The organism is Caballeronia sp. SEWSISQ10-4 2 (assembly GCF_030464885.1).
Taxonomy (GTDB): Bacteria; Pseudomonadota; Gammaproteobacteria; order Burkholderiales; family Burkholderiaceae; genus Caballeronia.
In genome coordinates, this window is record NZ_JALPRJ010000021.1 from 104,884 (window position 1) to 123,186 (window position 18,303).

Sequence of the window (18,303 nt, forward strand, 5' to 3'; positions counted from 1 at the left end):
CTTGACGATCAAGCGCCGGCTGAATGAACGGGATGCATTGTTGCCGGACGGGTCAGGTGGGAACTCGCGTGGTCTCTGCGGTGCGTGCTCTATTCCTCGAGCGACGCGGCGTGACGGGGGGCTGGAGCGCCCGTATCAGGCTGAATCAGCAGTGAGTAGATGACATCGCGGAACCATTTGTTAGCCGGGTCTTTATGAAACCGTTCATGCCAGAATTGCCGCACTGAGAACCCCGGAATCTGCACAGGCAATTCCAGCACCTGCGCCGTCAGCAACTGGGCCAGGGATTCTCCCGCGCGCCTTGAAACGGTGAACAAGGCGTCTGACGTGGGCAAGACCATCAGAAGGGTCAGGAAGTTCGGCATGATTACCGCGAACTGAGAAGCCGGTACGTGGTCAAGCAGATACTTTTCCAGCCCTTCGTAGCCTGCGGGTAGCGGTGCGACTAGCGCGTGGGTTGCTTCCAGATAGGCTTGTTCGGTCAAGGTCCGCTGAACAGTCGGGTGTCCCGCTCGCGCGAGACAAACATAGTCTGAGTAATAAAGCCGGCGTTGATAAAAAGGCGAACGGGTGATCGCAAAGCTGCCGATCGCCAGATCCACTTCACCATCTTCAAGTGCTTCCTCTACGCCGTGTGTTGGCGCGTTAGCAGCCCGCACGCGGATGCCCGGCGCGTGCTTCGCAATGTATTGCAGCAGTTTCGGCAGCAGGAATGCGGCGCCGAAGTCAGTCGCGATGAAGCTGAAGGTCCGGTTTGACGTTGCCGGATCGAATTCGCCATTGCCCTTGATTGCATCCTCCATGAGCTGGATCACCGATGCGATCTTCGGAGCAAGTTCGCGCGCCCTGGGTGTGGGTGACATACCTGTTACGGTGCGAACGAACAGCGGATCACCGAAATATTGACGCAGTTTGCCAAGCGACTGGCTCATTGCAGGCTGGCTTATGCCAAGGCTGTCGCCGGCGACGGTGAGGCCGCCCTTGCGCATCACCGCGTCGAAGACGACCAGCAGTTTCAGATCAAGAGAAGCGGCGAGCGGGGAGTTAAATGTCACGGGAGTCATTTGAAGGTCTTCACGTCCCGAACCTAAATGCATATGGAGACTGCGTCAACTTAGATGAATCATCCTAAGGGTTAATGCGTAGCGCGACGTCATGCGTGCCGAGCATACCCGAGATGCATCTCGCTGTATCGACACTCAATAGTGACCTAAGTACCTTGTCATAGCGGTAGGAAAATAACAATGACGACAAGGATCGGAGACATGAAACGGCTTCTGCTACTGATGGTCAGTGCGGGCGCGCTGCTGGGTTCGTCGCAGGCGCAAGCTCAAAGCAGCGTCACGCTGTATGGCTTGATCGACGTGGGCGTTGATTGGGAGAGTCAGGCGGCCAAGGCGCCGGGACAAACCACGGCGTCCGGCTCCGCAGTTCGCATGGCGTCGCTGGCGGGATCGCTGCCGTCGCGATGGGGCCTGCGGGGCAAAGAAGAACTAGGCGGCGGAGTGAATGTGATCTTCGAACTCGAGAACGGCTTTGTACCGAATTCCGGCGCACTTAGCAACGGCAATCGTCTGTTCGGGCGGTCTGCCTGGCTGGGGCTGGAATCGCAGTACGGCACGTTCCGAATGGGCCGGCAAGTGAACATGACGTACATCGGATTGCTGAAATCGACCGTGCTTGGGCCTGCGCTGTATTCCCTCGCCGCGCTCGATCCATATCTGCCTAATTCACGCTCGGACAACGCTGTGAGTTACTTCGGCGAGTTCCGTCATTTTGTTGCGGGCGCCACCTATAGCACCGGTCGCGATGCGGCAAGCGCCGCCGGAAGCGCAATGGCAAACGCCGGTGCTGCGTACAACCCGGCCGCGTCGAACTGTCCCGGCAACGTGCCCGGCGACCCGGTTGCGTGCCGCCAGATTACGGCGTTGATCGGTTACTGGGGACAGGAGCTCGGGCTGCAGTTTGTCTACGACCAATTGCGTGGTGGCCCCGGGTTGTCTGCAGGCAGCGTTTCATATGATCCGTCGATGCCCCTGTTGCTGGCGACCAGCAGCGCAAAGACGACCCGGTATATGGCGAGTGGATATTTCCTCCTGGGCGATCTCAGCCTGCGCGGCGGCATGATTCACCGGATGACGACAACCACGACGGACTATCAGACGAACATTTTCTACGGTGGTGCGGCGTACATGTTCCGCCCGGATATTGAGTTTGACGGGGAGATATCGAGGATCACCACGACCGACCAAAAGAACGCCAACTATTACGTGATGCGTGCGACCTATCTTCTGTCGAAGCGCACGTCCCTTTATACGATGCTCGGTTTCATGCAGAACAACAGCAGGGCGTCGTACGCCGTCGGAGCCGGGTACTACACGGTTGCCGGTGCAAAGCAGACCGGCGTCCTGGTCGGCATGCAGCAACGCTTCTAGGCTAAGCCTGCAGTTGACGAAGACGTCGTATTTTTAAATTTTTTTCAGGAATTCATATGTGCGACGACAAGCGAATCGCAATTGTCGGCGGCGGTCCTGTTGGCCTGACGACTGCCCTGACCCTGTCACGACGTGGCGTCCCCTGTGTCGTGTACGAAGCGGCAGGGGAGATTGCAAAAGAGCAGCGAGGTGCGGCCTTTCATCCACCGACGCTGGAGATATTCCAGCGACTGGGCATTGAATCGTCGTTGATGAAGATGGGTTTGCGCATTCCTGTCTGGCAGATGCGCGACAGAGCGGACGGCGTCTATGCCGAATTCGATCTCGGCACGCTGGCGGAAATCACCAATTTTCCGTTTCGCTACCATCTGCCGCAGCATTATCTGAGCAGCTTGCTGCTGGACACGCTGAAAGATGATCCGAACGTCGAGCTTCGTTTCAGGTCCACCGTGACATCGGTGAAGAACGAGGATAAGACTGCAGTGCTGACCATTGCGACGGCTGACGGAGAGAGGATTGTCCGAAGCCCCTGGGTGGTCGGTTCTGACGGTGCACACAGCAAAGTCAGGAAGACGGCAGGTTTCGATTTTGAAGGCTTCACGTGGAAGGAAAAGTTTCTCGTGACGAACGTCGAATATCCGCTCGAAAAGCTGGGCTATACGGGCACGGCCTACGTTTCAGATCCGGAGAACTGGGCGGTTGTCCTGAAGCTTTACGACGACACGAAGGAGCACCTGTGGCGTATCGCGATGCCGGCCGACCTGGATGCCCCGGATGACGTGCTCCTTCAGGCAGAGGCTGTCCAGGCAAGGCTGAGCAAGACGCTGGGTACCGACATGGAATATCCGGTTACCTATTCGGGAACCTATCGTATCCATCAGCGGGTAGCGGATACGTTCTTTAAAGGCCGTGTCACGCTCGCCGGTGATGCCGCGCATATCAACAACCCCATCGGCGGATTCGGTCTGAACGGGGGGGTCCACGATGCATTCAACCTCGCCAACAAGCTCGCGGACGTATGGCTGGGATTAAGCGGCGAGGAGGCGCTGGAACTGTACTCGCGTCAGCGGCGAACGGTGGCTGTCGAAGTGGTGCAGAAGAACAGTATCCGTAACAAGCAGGCGATGGAGGAGCGCGATCCGGATGTCCGCCGCCGCAATCAGGATGCAATGCGCGCTCTGTCGAGGGATCCGGTCAAAGTACGGGAGTTCCTGCTGGACTCGTCGATGATCAGTTCGGTACGCAGGGCTGCCGAGATCAGTTAAGGTCCGTAGAAGCAGGCGGGCGGTACCCGCCTGCTGTTGGCACTTTCAGTCAGGGCAGCCGGTATTCCACTGCCATTGAAGCACCGACACGCTGCTGAACAGGTCCGCCTTCCGGTACGGATCGCCCGCAGAAAACGCCTCCACGGTTTCGCGATCAGAAGCTTCGACGACGATCAACGATCCGATCATTGTTTTACCATCCTCCGCGAGTAGCGGTCCCGCGAGCTTGAGCTGAATCTGCGCGTGCTCGCCGTGCAGATATTCCCGGTGAGCGTCGCGTGTCTTCAGACGCAAGTCGATGCTACCGGGGCGATCCAGCGCAGTAATGACGAAATACATGATGTGAGGATCCTTTCGGTCAAGGTTGTTAACAGCCTCATAGGTCGAGCACAAGGATTCCGCCTTTCGCGCGCGAACAACAGGGCGTGAACTGGTCGTTTCTTGCCTTTTCAGCGTCGGTCAGAAAGTGATCCCGATGATCAGGCTCACCTTCGATGATCCGCGTCAGGCAGGTTCCGCATATGCCCTGTTCGCAAGACACCGGGATATCGATACCCCCATTCGACAGCGCCATGGTGACAGAAGTATCTTCCGGCACATGAATGATCCGGCCAGTGCTGGCGATCTTCACGTCAAAGCTGCGGGCAGTGGCAGGATCAGGTTGGGCCGCCGCAAAGTACTCGAAGTGAATCTGGTCGTCACGCCAACCGCGATCTCGCGCGCCGTCGGCGATATAACCGATGAATCCGCCGGGTCCGCACACATAGAGATGCGTGTCGGGGTCCGGGTCAGCGAGAGCTAGTTCGAGATCGAGTTTCTGAGCGGCATCGCCATCATCGAAATGAAAATGAACATGCCGGCCAAATCGGGCGTTGTTTATGCGGTCGCGAAACGCGGTTTTTGCAGGTGAGCGCGTGCAATAGTGCATGTCGAAGTTCTTGCCGGCATGCGCCAGGACTTCGGCCATGCAGAGTATCGGCGTAATGCCGATACCGCCGGCGAACAGCAGACTACGACGAGCGTGGACAAGCGGGAAATGATTGCGCGGTTGACTGATCTGCATCACATCGCCTTCCTGTAGCTCATGCATCGCTGTCGATCCTCCGCGCGAAAGAGGGTCGCGCAGCACGCCGATCACGTAGCGGTGTGTTTCATCAGAGTGGTTACACAGCGAATATTGCCGCACGAGGCCGGAGCGCAATTGCACGTCCACGTGCGAGCCGGCCGAAAACGGTGGAAGTTGGACGTCGTCTACCGGGCGCAGTTCGAAGCTGACGATGTCATCTGCCTCCAGGATCTTCCGCGCCACTTTTACAGACAAGGTTTGCATTTGGAGATATCTCGGTTTGCCGCAGGTTGGCGGTTAATCGTCACGCAATGATCGTCAGCGCTGCGCGGTATTCCTCTTCCCGCACACAGTGATCGCTGTCGTCGAACGACAAGGCCTCGACCGTGGCGCCGCGCTGCACGAAATGCTCAATGGTTTCTTCGATCCGCTTGAGGGGAACGAACGGATCGCGTGCCGAGGCGGAGAACAGCATCCGCATGTTTTCCAGGCGCGTGTGTTCCGGCCACCGGACGTTCCAGGGTCCGATACGCCCACCGGTGAAGGCAATCAGCGCGCGCAATGCATGGAATTTGCGCCCGGTGAACTCTGCCGCGAGCGCCGCCCCCTGCGAGAAGCCCGCGAGGGTAATCGCATCCGGCGAGATGCCGCTACCGACTATCTTTCCGATCACCTCCTCCAAATAGCACAGGCTCGCTTCCAATTCTGTTTCGTTCATCGCAGCGGCCGACAAGAAGCTTGCCGGATACCACGATTGCGACGGCGCTTCAGGTAATGCCAAGATCGAGTCGGGCATGAACAGGCGCTGTGCCATCGCCCGCGCCGACCGCGAGGCCTGACCTCTGCCATGCAGGAAGACAAGCGCCTTTCGGGGCTTTTCCAACGCTTCGAACCAACGTGTCCTGTACACCATTCAACGCTCCGTCCCGGCCTTGCCTTGTGATGCCGAATTGGACACCGGCACGCGTCCTGACCATGCGTTCTCGAGCAGCGCACGGATACCTTCATGCGACAGTTCACGCGGGTTCGGGTACGGCGCCTGCAATGCGGCATCGGCGACGCGATCCAGATCCTGATATGCCACTCCTAGTTCGCGCAGCGACATAGGCACACCCAATCTCCTCGATAGTTCGAAGAGCCCCTGCGCGGCATCTCCGGCGCCGATCGCACGCGCCACTTTCTTCATGATCTCCGGGACCGCGACGGCGTTATAGGCGACTGCGTGAGGAAGAACCACCGCGTGAGTTTCAGCGTGCGGCAGATGCAGCATGCCGCCTAGCGTGTGGCAAAGCTTGTGATGCAACGCCACTGACGTCGCACCGAGAACCGAGCCTCCTAGCCACGCACCGTAGAGGCACTGACTTCGCGCGTCGATATTGTCGGGTTGAGTCATGACCTCCGGCAAACCTTCTGCCAGCGCCCTGATGCCGTTTTCAGCCATCAGCGAGGTTATTGGATTGCCGTTATCGGCATACAGCGCTTCGACGCAGTGCGCGATCGCATTCAATCCACTGGTTGCGCTCATCCCGCGCGGCAACGACGTTGTGAGCGACGGATCGTAAATGACCGTGCGTGGCAGCACTCTGATGTCGCGCCCGGTCTTCTTTTCACCCGCCGCGGTAATTCCGTAGATGGGCGTCATCTCCGAGCCTGCATAGGTTGTCGGTATCGCAAGAATCGGTAGATCGGATTCGAGCGCGATTGCCTTGCCCAGCCCGATTGTCGACCCGCCTCCGATAGCGACGATACCGTTCGCGCCAACCGCACGCGCTTGCTCCCGGGCGGCACGCGCCACCTCGATGGGAACATGCATGGCGGCCTTGGCGAACACGCCGGCACATCGCTTTCCGAGCAATGCAGCGACCGATTCGGCCAGCGCCACCTGTTCAGGGGTGCACAGCACCAGTGCGGCGCCGATCCCCAACTGGGCGAATTCCGTGGGTAGCTCGGCAAGACTTCCAGGACCAAATATGACCCGCGCCGGAAGCGGCGAATAGATAAAAGTGCGATGCAACATACGTGCAAAAACCTCGTGTGCTCGTGAGAAAGCGTATGTCGACGATCCGCGATAAAGCCGGCGAATGTCTCCTTGATAGCAAACTACACGAGCGCGGAGCGGCCGCCCATCGCTGGTCCGGACTTCGTCACATTCGGATTCGGCATGTGCACACGGCCCCTAAACAGAGGTCCACAACATCGGGCGCGGTCGATACACCCGGGGTGTGAACTGCGCTCCCGAGGCCGTTCGCGCAGTCACAGCCATATTCATTTTTGGCATTTGCGCTATTGCCGTCCGGCTATGGGCTACTCGACATCGCTGCTCCATACTCGATTCTGACGGCTCGATGGCATTCCGTTCGATGCGCCGAGGCAGCACGTCAGATGAGCTCATCCCTGGATTCAAGGAGACGGTATGACTAACAGCTCGATTCGCGGGCTTCACCACATTACGCTGTGCACTTCGACGGGACAGGGCGACGTCGATTTTTTTGTCAAGGTGATCGGCCAGCGATTCATCAAACGGACTTTGTTCTACGATGGGCACATTCCCATCTATCACCTGTATTTCAGCGACGAAGCCGGCACGCCGGGCACCGTCATGACGACGTTTCCGTTGCGCAGGACAAAGCTCACGGGCCGCAAGGGTTCTGGGCAGTTCACGGCGGTTGCCTATTCGGTGCCGGCCGGTTCGCTTGATTTCTGGCGCGAGCACTTCCGTAAAAACAAGGTTGAGATAGCGGGCGAATCAGAGCGCTTCGGCGAGCGGTATATCCGCGTCGTCCATGCCGGCATCGACTTTGAAATCGTCGAAGATCGCACCGACACGCGCAAGCCATGGAAATCGGACTATGTGCCAGAGCAGTATGCGGTCCGCGGCTTCCATAACTGGACCGCTACCGTGCGCGAAGCTGGCGACATGGACGTTTTCATGCAGCAGGCGTGGAATTTCCGGCCGACCATGCACGACGGAAAATTCACGCGGTATGAAACGGAAGAGGGCGGCGCTGGCCGCCGCATCGACATCCTTCACGACACCGAGTTACGTCAAGGCTCGTGGACACTCGGCCAAGGTATCGTGCACCACGGTGCGTTCGACGTGCCCGACTATGATACTCAGGCACGCATCAAGTTCGAAGCCGAAGGAATGGGTTTTACGGACTTTTCGGATCGCAAGAACCGCGGTTATTTCGAGTCGGTATATGTCCGTACGCCGGGCGGCGTGATGTTCGAGGCGACCAAGTCGCTCGGCTTCAAGATGGACGAAGAAGAGGCGCTGCTCGGAACCGAACTGAAGATCGCTCCGCAACTCGACGCATCCCGCGCGCAGATACTAGAGCTGATGGAGCGGGAAGACCCGATACACGTCTAAGCCTCCGTGAATGGAGGATGTCCGGTTTTATATCGATTAGGAGACTGAACAATGAAATCGCATAAGCTGGTCGGGACCGGACCGCTGAAGGTCCTGCTTTTCCCCGGCTTACTGGGCACGCGTGATTCTTTTGACGACATGCTCACCTACGCGGATACGGACTCGTTCCAGTACGCTGCAGGGGAATATCGCGGTTACGGGCAGTCGCGCGCAGAACCCGGACTCATGACGCTGCGCGAGATAGTCCTGGACGCGGTTCGTACCATCGAATTTCTGGGCTGGACCGAGCTTGCGGTGGCGGGCCATTCGCTCGGCGCACTCGCCGCACAGATGGTCGCCGTAGCGATGCCTCAGCGCGTCAAGGCGATCGTATCGATTGCCGGCTTGAGCGCTCGCGGTGCCGATGCCGACCCGCCGCGCCTCACATTCATGGGTGAAGCCGCCGTGTCTCGCGAGAAGCGCGAAGCGCTGTTTCGCAAGGGAACGGCAGACCGGTATTCGGTCGCGGTGGCACGCGCAGTGGTGGCCGAATCGTTTGATTCCATCAGCCCGGTGGCTTTTGAAAGCTATGCACGCGACGCCGGCACGACGGATATCAGCGACGAGGTGCGCGGGTTGTCAGCCGCAGTTCTCGCACTGATCGGCGAACACGACCCGAATTGCACCGAACGATTGGCAAAAGAGACCACGTTGTCGTTTTTCAGAAAGGCGGAGCTCGAGGTGATTGCGGGAGCCGGCCATTATCCGATGATCGAAGCGCCGCTTCAAACGGTCGCCGCGCTGGAACGGTTTGTCGCTAAAGCGCTCGACGCAAGCATGGATATCGAGCGGAGCAAACACGCAACCGAGTAATCGGTGGATCAGCGCGATTGTTCTCGATCCCCGCGCCATGCTTGCAGCGGCTTGAGCGAGATCTGCGGGGAGGGCAGTCATGTCGAACCGTTTTTCCCGCTAGTTTTCTCCGCAACCTCGCGGGTCGATCACGCGCCAAAACCGCTTGCTTCTGCGAGGCGTGACACCTCGTTATCGGGTCGCATGAATCATCGCACTCCTGACTGACGATGCGCGTCGATCATCCGCTCACGCACGGCGGCGATCTCCGACAAAGACGGCATTCGTCAACCGAAGTGACCATACATGCCAATTAGATTACTGGAGACAAAAATGAGCATCGCCGTTGACGACGCCAGCCCGGCTCTGGCCGCCGCGATCCCTGCACGCGAGAAGATGTCTGCACTCCAGATATGGATCGTGCTCCTCTGCTCCCTGGTCTTGTTTCTCGACGGTATGGACACGGCTGCGATCGGTTTCGTGGCACCGGCAATGGCAACCGAATTCGCCGTGCCGCGATCCCAGCTCGGCCCGCTACTCAGTGCGGCTCTCTTCGGCATGGCGGCCGGCTCTTTCATCGCGGGGTCGCTGGCGGACCGGATCGGTCGCAAGCCGGTTCTGATCGGGTCCGTTCTGCTCTTCGGCGTCTGCACGTTGGCATGCGCCTTTGTTCATTCGATGCCCAGCCTGACGCTTTTGCGCGTGCTCACGGGTCTTGGATTAGGCGGAGCGATGCCCTGCGCCGGCCCATTGCTCGCCGAGTACATGCCTGCAAGGCGCCGCTCCTTCTTTGTCAGTCTGATGTACTGCGGCTTTCCGCTGGGGGCGTCGGCTGGCGGATTCATGGCGGCGGCACTCATTCCGCATCTTGGGTGGCCCAGCGTGTTCGTGGTGGGCGGCGTGTTGCCGGTGATCCTCGCGGGGTGTATGTTGGTCTTGCCAGAGTCGCTCAGTTTCATGATGGCGAACAACTGGCCGTCGGCGAAGATCAAATGCGTGATGGACCGAATGCCGGCAGTCTTGCCGGTTGAGCCTCCCGCATCAGGCGCACATGCACGGAGAACTACGGCACTCGCTGGTATCGGGATGATTCTCGCGCGTCAGCTTGTTTTTGGTACCGTGATGTTATGGATCGGTTATTTCATGGGACTGCTGGTCTTTTATCTGTTGACCAGCTGGCTTCCGACGATTCTTCAGGACGCCCGGTTTTCGATCAGGGACTCGGCTGCGATCGCTGCGCTCATGCCGCTCGGAGGCGTGATCGGCACTGTTGTCTGCGGCTGGTTGCTCGATCGTTTTGCACCCTACAAGGTGACGATGTTCACCTATGCGTTTGGCGCACTCAGCCTGTGGGTTGCCGGAGCGGCGTTGGCGCATGTGTCGGTCCTGACCGCCGCGATATTCTCAGCGGGGTTCTTCGTAGTCGGCTCGCAAGCCTCAATGCTCGCGCTTGCAATTCGCTATTACCCCATCGCGTGCCGGGCTACCGGCAGCGGATGGATGCTCGGTATTGGCCGTGCGGGCGGGATCGCCGGCGCGCTAGCTGGGGTGCGGCTTCTGCACATCCAGCTCAGCATCGACACTATGATAGCCGTTCTCGCTATCCCTGCGTTCGTTGCAGCGATTGCGGTCGGGCTCAGTGGTTTCGCGTTCGTTGGTCGCGAAACCTGACTTGTCGGCAGGGCGCTGCGTGGTAATCCGCGGGCGACGCGGCAGAACCTGTGTAGCCGGGCGATGCGTGTTGTCGTGTCTTGCGCGAACCTCACATTCACCCTGCTAGCGCCTTAAACGCGTTGCTTACCGCGTCGATCGCCGCGTCGTCGACATGCCGGTGAACCACGAGACGCAGTGCAAATGGACCACTTGCGCGAATTGCTATGCCATCAACCGCAAGCCGCCGCACTTTTGCGTTGGGGCGTGCGGTCGATATGGCGCAAGAACAACTGGCCACCACGCAGTTCGAGGCGCAACGTTCGGTCGCGGACGCGCGGACGCGCGGACGCGGCAGGCTCAGGCCGAGGCCGAGCGCGACCAATTGCGCCAGGAACTGACGGGCAGTGCGGCCGCGCTGGACGGCGCGCAGACGCGCATCACTGAACTGGAACAGGCGCTGGCGATCTCCGTCGCCGCCGCGTCGACGCTGCAGGAGCAGGTAGAACTCGCGCGCGAAGGCGAGCGGAAACTGCAGCAGGCCCTGGCGACCGCCCGACATGACTTCGCTTCTGAACTGGACAAGCTGCGTGCCGACAGCGCGCTGGCGCAGGAGCGGCTGAGAGCAGCCGAAACTCGGGCGCTGTTGGAAGTCGACCGCGAGCGGCAGGTGGCCGCACGCTTGCAGAAGGAACTGGACGCGGCTACGCGCAAAGCGGAGCAGGGCAGTACCCGCCATCGGGATGAAGTGCAGAAGCTGCAGAGACAACTCGGTGATCTCCGTCAGCAGGTCGGTGTGCTGGAGGGTAATCTGGACGCGCCGCGCACCGCGAACGCACGTTACATCGATGAAGTGGCGCAGGCGCGTGATCAGCGGGACCAGTTGGCGTTGTCGCTGACACATGCGAGTGACAAAAGAAAGGGCCCGACCTCGATGCCGGCAGGCGGCTCGCGAACAAGCAGTGGGCCGGTCCGCAAAACGCCGCGCCCGAAAAAGCTTTGATTTTTCTCGGCCGCGCTATTCGGGCCCGATGAGGTCTCCTAGTCGACGCGCTTGGCAAACAAACGAGGGAAATGTGAACCGCGGTTCCCGTACCTGCTCGCACGCTCATGCGTGCGGTGTTTGCTGTAGCCGGTTGAGCTGCGTGGTCTGCCTCTGGTGGACTTTCTCGTGCTTGTCGCTCTACGTTGGTTACAGCTGAACTCTCTCGACCGGCATATTGTTGCCAGGCGATGACTAGCATGAGCAGTAACCGTGTTTTAACAATTTCCGCCTCAAGCCCGCATTGTTGAATCACATCCGGGTTGAGGACTATCGCTTTTCAAACCTGATAACTCCGGTTATCAGATGTGGCGATTTTCTATCGAGCGAAAACTTGCGCTGTTCTTCTACAGAAGGAAAGCTGTTGCCGGAGTTCAACTGAAGCCCGGCGATCCGGCCGTCGTAGGCGTTCGTGCGGCCGAAACAGCGTTCAGCGCGCGTGGTCGCCGCAAATTGCGACGCACTTCAGTCGAAATCGCCCACTGGCGACTCCACGGAGCGGCCGCATCTCCGCGGACTCCGATTGCGTCCGCAACCCAACTTGCGGACGCAATTCATTACTGGGGATGATTTGACCTTTTTGCCCTTGCGGGTGACACGCGTTGGTGTCGGCGGCAAGCGCAGCTTCGACCAATTGGACAAGCAACGACTACTCAATGCCTGCCTGCAACCGGGCGCATTGGTCTACGGCGGTCGCAGGCGCCGATCAAACCCAGCATCATGCCAACGAGACATCTTGAGCATAAGTGAGGGTTTACGTGGCGTGCGTGTATTTGAAAAATCAATTACACTCGGTTTCATAGTACTTGAAAATTCAAGTAAATAATCTTCCGAGACAACCCATGTGATGCACCTCATATTCCTTTTTCGGGTGAGGTCGCGACGCCTTGAATTGGAGCAGATCAATGAGAAACAAGATTGCGCTTGAAGAACACTTTGCGATAGACCTCACTATTGAGCAGTCCAAAATTTATGCGCCTGCCGCGGTTTGGGAAATGCTGAAGTCCAATCTGATGGACATTGAGCAGCAGAGACTCGAGCGAATGGAGCAGGGCGGAACCGAGTATTCGATCTTGTCGCTCAACTCGCCCGGCATCCAGGGTATCCCGGATATCAAACAGGCGATTGATGTCGCGAGACGGGCCAATGATGTCCTCGCAGAACATGTTGTCCGCCATCCGTCTCGTTTGGGTGGATTTGCCGCGCTGCCGATGCAGGACCCCGAAGCTGCGGCACGTGAACTCGAGCGGAGCGTAAAGGATCTCGGATTCCATGGCTTCATGGTGAATGGCTTTTCCCAAGTGGGCGATGCGGAGAATGTCGTGTACTACGACGCCCCGCAGTACACCGATTTCTGGGCGAGCGCGGCGGCGCTCGGCAAGCCTTTCTATATGCATCCTCGGGATCCGTTGCCATCCCGTGAACCGATCTATGACGGTTTTCCATGGCTAACCGCCGCGACTTGGGCGTTCGCGGTTGAGACGAGTACTCACGCACTGAGACTGATCACGTCAGGTCTCTTTGACCGCAATCCTGGGTTGCAGATGATTCTTGGCCATCTCGGCGAGGGGATTCCGTTCAACATCTGGCGTGTCGACCACATTCTCCAAAAGGCGCCACGAGGACTGCCCTGCAAGCGCAGCGTGGGCGAATACTTCCGAGAGAACGTCTACGTCACCACAAGCGGAAATTTCAGAACGCAGACGCTTCTATCCACGATGCTGGAGGTTGGGAGTGACCGAATCATGTATTCGGTCGACTATCCGTTTGAAACCCATGACGAGGCGTCCCGGTGGTTTGACACGTGCTCAATCAGCGAAACCGATCGAGTGAAGATTGGACGGGAAAACGCACGACGTTTGTTTGGTCTTGAATGATGCGAGGAAAAGGAGAAACCGGATGTCAGTGACTGAACTGGCGCCAGCAGACGTGTGGCGCAACAAAATCTATAGCGACGGGTGGAAAACCGGAGGCGCGGGTACGATTCCGGTGACCGAGAAGGCGACTGGTGCAGACATGGGATCGATTGGTTGGGCGTCGGCTGCCGATGTGTCCGCCGCTGCCGCGATCGCCGCGGATGCGCAACGCGCCTGGGCCGCGACGCCGGGGCCTCAGCGAGGGGATGTTTTGCGCGAGGTCGCTCGTTTGTTGGACGTTCACAAAGAGGAGATCGCCCTTCAGATTGTCAGGGAAAGCGGGTCGATACGGCCGAAGGGGCAGCTGGAGGTGAAGCTGGCGATACGCGAGATTCTCGAAGGCGCGGCGTTAGGCAGCCAGCCGTCCGGGGTGATCACGACAAGCGACGTGAGGGGGCGGCATAGCGTAGCGCGCAGAATTCCAATGGGCGTGGTTGGGGTCATTACCCCATGGAATTCCCCGTTCATACTGGCGGCGCGAGCCATCGCACCAGCACTTGCCACCGGCAACGCAGTGCTGCTCAAGCCCGATCCTCAAACGCCGATCTGCGGGGGCGTCCTGTATGCGCGGCTATTCGAGGCTGCGGGGTTGCCCGAGGGGCTGTTCCATGTCCTTCCCGGTGGCGCGGAAACCGGTGACGCGCTCGTCCGGGATCCACTTGTCAACATGATCAGTTTCACGGGGTCCACGCGGGTCGGGCAAGCGATCGGCGCCGTAGCGGGCGGCCTGCTCAAGCGAGCGAGCCTCGAGCTCGGCGGCAAGAATCCGTACATCGTGCTTGATGACGTCGATGTCGAAGCCGCGGCAAGCGCTGGGGCATGGGGATCGTTCTTGCACCAGGGGCAAGTCTGCATGTCCGTAGGCCGGCATCTTGTTCATGAAAGCATTGCTGACACCTACATTGAAAGTCTCGTGCGGAAAACCAAGGCGCTTTCGGTTGGCGACCCTTTCAAGGGCGACGTCCATCTCGGTCCCATCATCAATGAACGGCAGGCCGACAACGTCGATCGCATCGTAGCGGACTCTGTAAGCAAGGGCGCAAGGATTCTCGCCGGTGGCTCCCGCGACGGGCTGTTTTTCAAACCGACCGTCATGGTAGACGTCGCGCCGGGAATGCCTGCGTTTGAGGAAGAGATCTTCGGTCCCGTCGCCGCAGTGACTGTGTTCAAGAACGATGATGAAGCGGTCTCGTTGGCCAATCAGAACCGGTACGGCCTGGTTGCGGCAGTGGCTTCTTCCGATTTGCGTCGTGCCCAGCGGATTGCGGACCGACTGCATGCCGGCATCGTCCACATCAATGACCAGACGATCATGCACGAGGTGTTTGGGCCGATGGGCGGTCTGGGTTTGTCCGGCAACGGACATAACTACAGCACGCTGACCAACGCAGACCAGTTCACGGAATGGCAGTGGGTGACGAGCCGCGAAAACCTTCCCGCTTATCCGTTCTAGAAAGGCGTTTTGCCGGGTGCGCTGGATACAAGCAAGGATCCGCGTCGCCCGGCGGCATTGTTGAGATGACGGAAGTGGTTCATGGCGAATGATTTCATGCTCAAACGGAGTGAGGTGCAAAATTGACCCCCTGTACTGCGCAGCGAGTGGAAGAGGCGCATGCTTCGATCGTTGACATTGGCGCGTTGATCGATAGCCAGCCACTGAGCACCTTCCAGAAATGGATCATGGTAATGATCGGTTGCTCGGTGGTAATGGACGGGTTCGACGTGCAGGCAATGGGTTTTGTTGCACCTGCGATTGTCCGTGCGTGGGGCATCGGCCCGGCCGAGCTCGGCCCTATTTTCGGTGCCGGCTTGCTGGGGATGCTCGCGGGCTCCATCGTTCTCGGTGCCACGGCCGATCGTGCGGGGCGCCGGCCGGTGCTGGTCGGCGCGACCGTTTTCTATGGGTTATGCATGCTCGGTACCAGCCTGGTTCAGAGTGCGCCGGAATTTCTTGTCATTCGTTTCTTGACCGGTTTCGGTATTGGCGGCGTGATGGGTAACGCTATCGCGCTGGTCAGCGAGTACAGTCCGCGGAAATATCGGGCGTCGCTGATGACATGGGTCTCGTGTGGCTTCACGGGTGGGGCAATTGCTGGAGGGCTTCTCTGCGCAGCCTTGCTCCCGTCGATGGGCTGGAGGTCGGTGTTCATCGTCGGGGGTATATTGCCGCTGGTCATTGCGGTCCCGATGGCCAGGTATCTGCCAGAATCGCTCCAGTTGCTGGTGGTCAAACAGCGCAGCCCGGAAAGGATTGCTCAGTGGCTTGGGCGAATCGCGCCGAACGTCCAGCTCGGGCCAGGGACCCGCTTTGTCGTTCACGGGCAGCCACAAGCGAAAGCTTCCGTTGGCGAGCTCTTTCGCCATGGCCGCGGCACGACTACGTTATTGCTATGGGGCATCAATTTCGCGAACCTGCTGGATCTTTTTTTTCTATCGAACTGGCTTCCGATGCTTTCCTTGCGAGTCGGACACGGGGTGTCGACGGCTGTGCTCGTCGGTACCTCATTGCAGATCGGCGGTACCGTGGGTGCGCTGCTGATGGGCCCGTTGATGGACCGATTCGGCTTCTATCGTGTCCTGGCGCTTAGCTTTTTGGTGGCGACATTTTCGGTATCATCCGTTGGTCTTCCTGATCTCTCAACGGGATTGCGCTATGCCGTCGTGCTGATAAGCGGAATCTGCATTGTGGGTGGGCAACCAGCGGTCAATGCGTTGACCGCGACGCTCTATCCAACCTCGCTGCGGGCCACCGGGGTCGGCTGGAGTCTGGGCATCGGTCGGGCAGGTTCAATAATCGGTCCTGTGGTGGCCGGACAACTGATAAAGCTCCAATGGTCGAATACCGCGTTGTTTGTCGCGGCTGCGGTGCCCGCACTAGCATCGTGCCTGATGCTTGTTTTCCTTAGCCGTGCTTCGCCAGGAAATCAGATCGTTTGCATCGAGTGTTAGCGGGTTGCGGCAGATTCAAGGCGACAGGTTCGATCATTAAGTTAGTATGCCTAATATAAATTGTTCATGTAATAGAGAGAACTTGCATGATCGTAGGACAACGCCAAACGGCAACCGAATATGGAGGGGACATGATTGAAGAACGCGACGTCATCGTAACGATGCGGGATGGAACTCGTCTCGCGGTCGACGTCTATCGACCAGAAGGGAAGGGGAAGTATCCGGTGCTCTATGCTTCGGCTCTGCACAACAAGGATCTTCAGGGGCCGGACATTGCCGACGTGTTGCCTCCTCAACCCGCACATGCGCCGCTGTGGTTCGGGCCGATAGAAGCGGGGGACACTCGCCGATTTATTGCGAACGGCTACGTGCACGTCATTGCGCAGCCGCGAGGCTCGGCCAAGTCCGAAGGGCACTATGGGGAAGAGAACACCGATCATTACGACATGATCGAGTGGATCACTCAACAACCGTGGTCGGACGGCAAAGTCGGGATGGTCGGTATTTCGGGGTTTGCGGGCGAACAATGGCGCGCGGCCGCGCAAGGGCATCCGGCGCTCAAGGCGATCTTCCCTTACGACGCCTGTAGCGCATATGGAGGCATGTTCGGGTTCCGGGATTTCAACCCGGGCGGTGTCATTCATACCTTCCCTTACTTGCTCGATGTTTTCAGCACGGTGCATGAATCGCGTAGTGTGCCGGGGCCGCTACCCGATGAGCAGGAGGCGCTCTGGCGCACGGCCATGCGCAATCCCGATTACAAGATGTACATCAATCTCTATAACATTCTGACGCAGAAGGGGCAGCGCACGTGGGTGATGTACCACATCATGACGAACCCTTGGGAGCCGGACGGGACTCTCGAGCGGGCCGAAGAATTCTTCAAGTCGATCAAGGTACCGTTCTATACGGGGTCTGGTGCCTATGCATACACATACAAATTGCACTGGCTCGGTGCCCAGCACTACTTCGGAAACGTCAAGCAACCGCGCAAGCTGATCTTTACTGGGCCGGCACATCTGGAACGACCTTTCCACCAGTACCACGACGAGGTCATTCGTTGGTACGACTACTGGCTCAAGGGTGTTGACACCGGCATCATGGATGAGCCCCCGGTTCGCTACTGGGTCATGGGGGCCAACGAATGGCGCACGGGTAGCGACTGGCCTCTGCCCGAAACACAATGGGTCAAGTACTACCTCGGTGGTTGGGAGCAGCTGTCCACGGACGCGCCCCGACCTTCGGCGGAGGTCGGCAATGCGCAGCGGGAGCCGGATGTCTTTACGCAAATGCCGCTCAAGAAGACCACCAAGGTTGAGCGGCTGCGCTATATGACTGATCCGCTCCCTCACGACGTGCTGGTGGCGGGTCCCATCTCGCTCACGCTCTATGCAGAGATCGATCAGCCGGACACGAACTGGATCGTCATCCTCAAGGACGTGGGTCCGGACGTATCGGTTGTTACCGCGCGCGTGGGTGAACGAACCGTTCCGCAGACGCTGCCGGAACGCGAACTGACCCGTGGTTGGCTGAAGGCGTCGTACCGGGCAACGGATCCTGACCGGTCCACGCCTGCAGAACCCTTCTACCAGCTGACCAAGGATTCGATCGAACCGGTTACGCTAGGCGAGATTGTCAAGTATGAAATTCAGGTGCTGGCGACGGCCAACCAGTTCAAGGCCGGTCATCGAATCTGTGTGGAAATCTGCAGTCTTGACGTACCTACGGGAACCGGCGCGATGACCGACGTCGAATACATTCCGTATCACGTATGCAGCA

At 58.9% G+C, this 18,303-nt stretch carries 15 protein-coding genes and 1 pseudogene; 11 read left to right on the forward strand and 5 right to left on the reverse strand.

What is annotated here, in order from left to right; translation table 11 throughout:
• Positions 1-89: 89 nt before the first annotated feature.
• On the reverse strand, positions 90-1,064 hold the full coding sequence (locus tag M0D69_RS16470; protein ID WP_301783020.1) for a LysR family transcriptional regulator: 975 nt from the start codon (positions 1,062-1,064) through the stop codon (positions 90-92).
• A gap of 201 nt (positions 1,065-1,265) precedes the next feature.
• On the opposite strand from M0D69_RS16470, the gene M0D69_RS16475 reads away from it, so the two are divergent.
• Entirely contained in the window at positions 1,266-2,435 is a 1,170-nt protein-coding gene (locus tag M0D69_RS16475) for a porin (protein ID WP_301783021.1), read from the forward strand.
• 56 nt (positions 2,436-2,491) lie between these two features.
• The gene (locus tag M0D69_RS16480; protein WP_301783022.1) at positions 2,492-3,700 is read left to right on the forward strand and encodes an NAD(P)/FAD-dependent oxidoreductase; all 1,209 of its coding nucleotides are present in this window, start codon (positions 2,492-2,494) and stop codon (positions 3,698-3,700) included.
• A gap of 45 nt (positions 3,701-3,745) precedes the next feature.
• On the opposite strand, the gene M0D69_RS16485 is transcribed toward M0D69_RS16480, so the two are convergent.
• Genes M0D69_RS16485 through M0D69_RS16500 form a run of 4 tightly spaced genes read right to left on the reverse strand, consistent with a single transcriptional unit; the run spans position 3,746 to position 6,783 of the window.
• Positions 3,746-4,039 carry a YciI family protein gene (locus M0D69_RS16485; protein WP_301783023.1) on the reverse strand — a complete coding sequence of 98 codons (294 nt, stop codon included), beginning with the start codon at positions 4,037-4,039 and terminating at the stop codon, positions 3,746-3,748.
• A 37-nt stretch (positions 4,040-4,076) separates the two neighbouring features.
• Entirely contained in the window at positions 4,077-5,030 is a 954-nt protein-coding gene (locus M0D69_RS16490; protein ID WP_301783024.1) for a PDR/VanB family oxidoreductase, read from the reverse strand.
• A gap of 40 nt (positions 5,031-5,070) precedes the next feature.
• On the reverse strand, positions 5,071-5,679 hold the full coding sequence (locus M0D69_RS16495) for an alpha/beta hydrolase (protein ID WP_301783025.1): 609 nt from the start codon (positions 5,677-5,679) through the stop codon (positions 5,071-5,073).
• The gene (locus M0D69_RS16500; protein WP_301783026.1) at positions 5,680-6,783 is read right to left on the reverse strand and encodes a maleylacetate reductase; all 1,104 of its coding nucleotides are present in this window, start codon (positions 6,781-6,783) and stop codon (positions 5,680-5,682) included.
• A 396-nt stretch (positions 6,784-7,179) separates the two neighbouring features.
• Between M0D69_RS16500 and M0D69_RS16505 the strand changes: the two genes are divergently transcribed.
• From M0D69_RS16505 to M0D69_RS16545, 9 genes and pseudogenes are all read left to right on the forward strand, one after another.
• Positions 7,180-8,136, forward strand: a complete 957-nt coding sequence (locus tag M0D69_RS16505) for a VOC family protein (RefSeq protein ID WP_301783027.1) — start codon at positions 7,180-7,182, stop codon at positions 8,134-8,136.
• A gap of 51 nt (positions 8,137-8,187) precedes the next feature.
• A complete protein-coding gene (locus tag M0D69_RS16510; RefSeq protein WP_301783028.1) occupies positions 8,188-8,988 on the forward strand; it encodes an alpha/beta fold hydrolase in 801 nt (266 codons plus the stop codon).
• 312 nt (positions 8,989-9,300) lie between these two features.
• On the forward strand, positions 9,301-10,638 hold the full coding sequence (locus M0D69_RS16515; protein ID WP_301783029.1) for an MFS transporter: 1,338 nt from the start codon (positions 9,301-9,303) through the stop codon (positions 10,636-10,638).
• 364 nt (positions 10,639-11,002) lie between these two features.
• The gene (locus tag M0D69_RS16520) at positions 11,003-11,620 is read left to right on the forward strand and encodes a hypothetical protein (RefSeq protein WP_301783030.1); all 618 of its coding nucleotides are present in this window, start codon (positions 11,003-11,005) and stop codon (positions 11,618-11,620) included.
• A gap of 595 nt (positions 11,621-12,215) precedes the next feature.
• Positions 12,216-12,350: pseudogene (locus tag M0D69_RS16525) on the forward strand (IS66 family insertion sequence element accessory protein TnpB); the annotation flags it as partial.
• A gap of 214 nt (positions 12,351-12,564) precedes the next feature.
• On the forward strand, positions 12,565-13,536 hold the full coding sequence (locus M0D69_RS16530; protein WP_301783031.1) for an amidohydrolase family protein: 972 nt from the start codon (positions 12,565-12,567) through the stop codon (positions 13,534-13,536).
• Positions 13,537-13,558: 22 nt separating this feature from the next.
• Complete coding sequence (locus M0D69_RS16535) at positions 13,559-15,028, forward strand: aldehyde dehydrogenase family protein (RefSeq protein ID WP_301783032.1); 1,470 nt, start codon at positions 13,559-13,561, stop codon at positions 15,026-15,028.
• Positions 15,029-15,150: 122 nt separating this feature from the next.
• Entirely contained in the window at positions 15,151-16,524 is a 1,374-nt protein-coding gene (locus M0D69_RS16540) for an MFS transporter (RefSeq protein WP_301783033.1), read from the forward strand.
• A gap of 131 nt (positions 16,525-16,655) precedes the next feature.
• Positions 16,656-18,303: CocE/NonD family hydrolase (locus M0D69_RS16545; RefSeq protein ID WP_301783034.1), on the forward strand; the 1,648-nt coding region annotated here is incomplete at its 3' end.

Coding starts and splice junctions, on each gene's coding strand:
- M0D69_RS16490 (WP_301783024.1), bottom strand. CDS start 5,030: ATGCAAACCTTGTCTGTAAAAGTGGCGCGGAAGATCCTGGAGGCAGAT.
- M0D69_RS16480 (WP_301783022.1), top strand. CDS start 2,492: ATGTGCGACGACAAGCGAATCGCAATTGTCGGCGGCGGTCCTGTTGGC.
- M0D69_RS16475 (WP_301783021.1), top strand. CDS start 1,266: ATGAAACGGCTTCTGCTACTGATGGTCAGTGCGGGCGCGCTGCTGGGT.
- M0D69_RS16495 (WP_301783025.1), bottom strand. CDS start 5,679: ATGGTGTACAGGACACGTTGGTTCGAAGCGTTGGAAAAGCCCCGAAAG.
- M0D69_RS16485 (WP_301783023.1), bottom strand. CDS start 4,039: ATGTATTTCGTCATTACTGCGCTGGATCGCCCCGGTAGCATCGACTTG.
- M0D69_RS16505 (WP_301783027.1), top strand. CDS start 7,180: ATGACTAACAGCTCGATTCGCGGGCTTCACCACATTACGCTGTGCACT.
- M0D69_RS16470 (WP_301783020.1), bottom strand. CDS start 1,064: ATGACTCCCGTGACATTTAACTCCCCGCTCGCCGCTTCTCTTGATCTG.
- M0D69_RS16515 (WP_301783029.1), top strand. CDS start 9,301: ATGAGCATCGCCGTTGACGACGCCAGCCCGGCTCTGGCCGCCGCGATC.
- M0D69_RS16500 (WP_301783026.1), bottom strand. CDS start 6,783: ATGTTGCATCGCACTTTTATCTATTCGCCGCTTCCGGCGCGGGTCATA.
- M0D69_RS16530 (WP_301783031.1), top strand. CDS start 12,565: ATGAGAAACAAGATTGCGCTTGAAGAACACTTTGCGATAGACCTCACT.
- M0D69_RS16535 (WP_301783032.1), top strand. CDS start 13,559: ATGTCAGTGACTGAACTGGCGCCAGCAGACGTGTGGCGCAACAAAATC.
- M0D69_RS16510 (WP_301783028.1), top strand. CDS start 8,188: ATGAAATCGCATAAGCTGGTCGGGACCGGACCGCTGAAGGTCCTGCTT.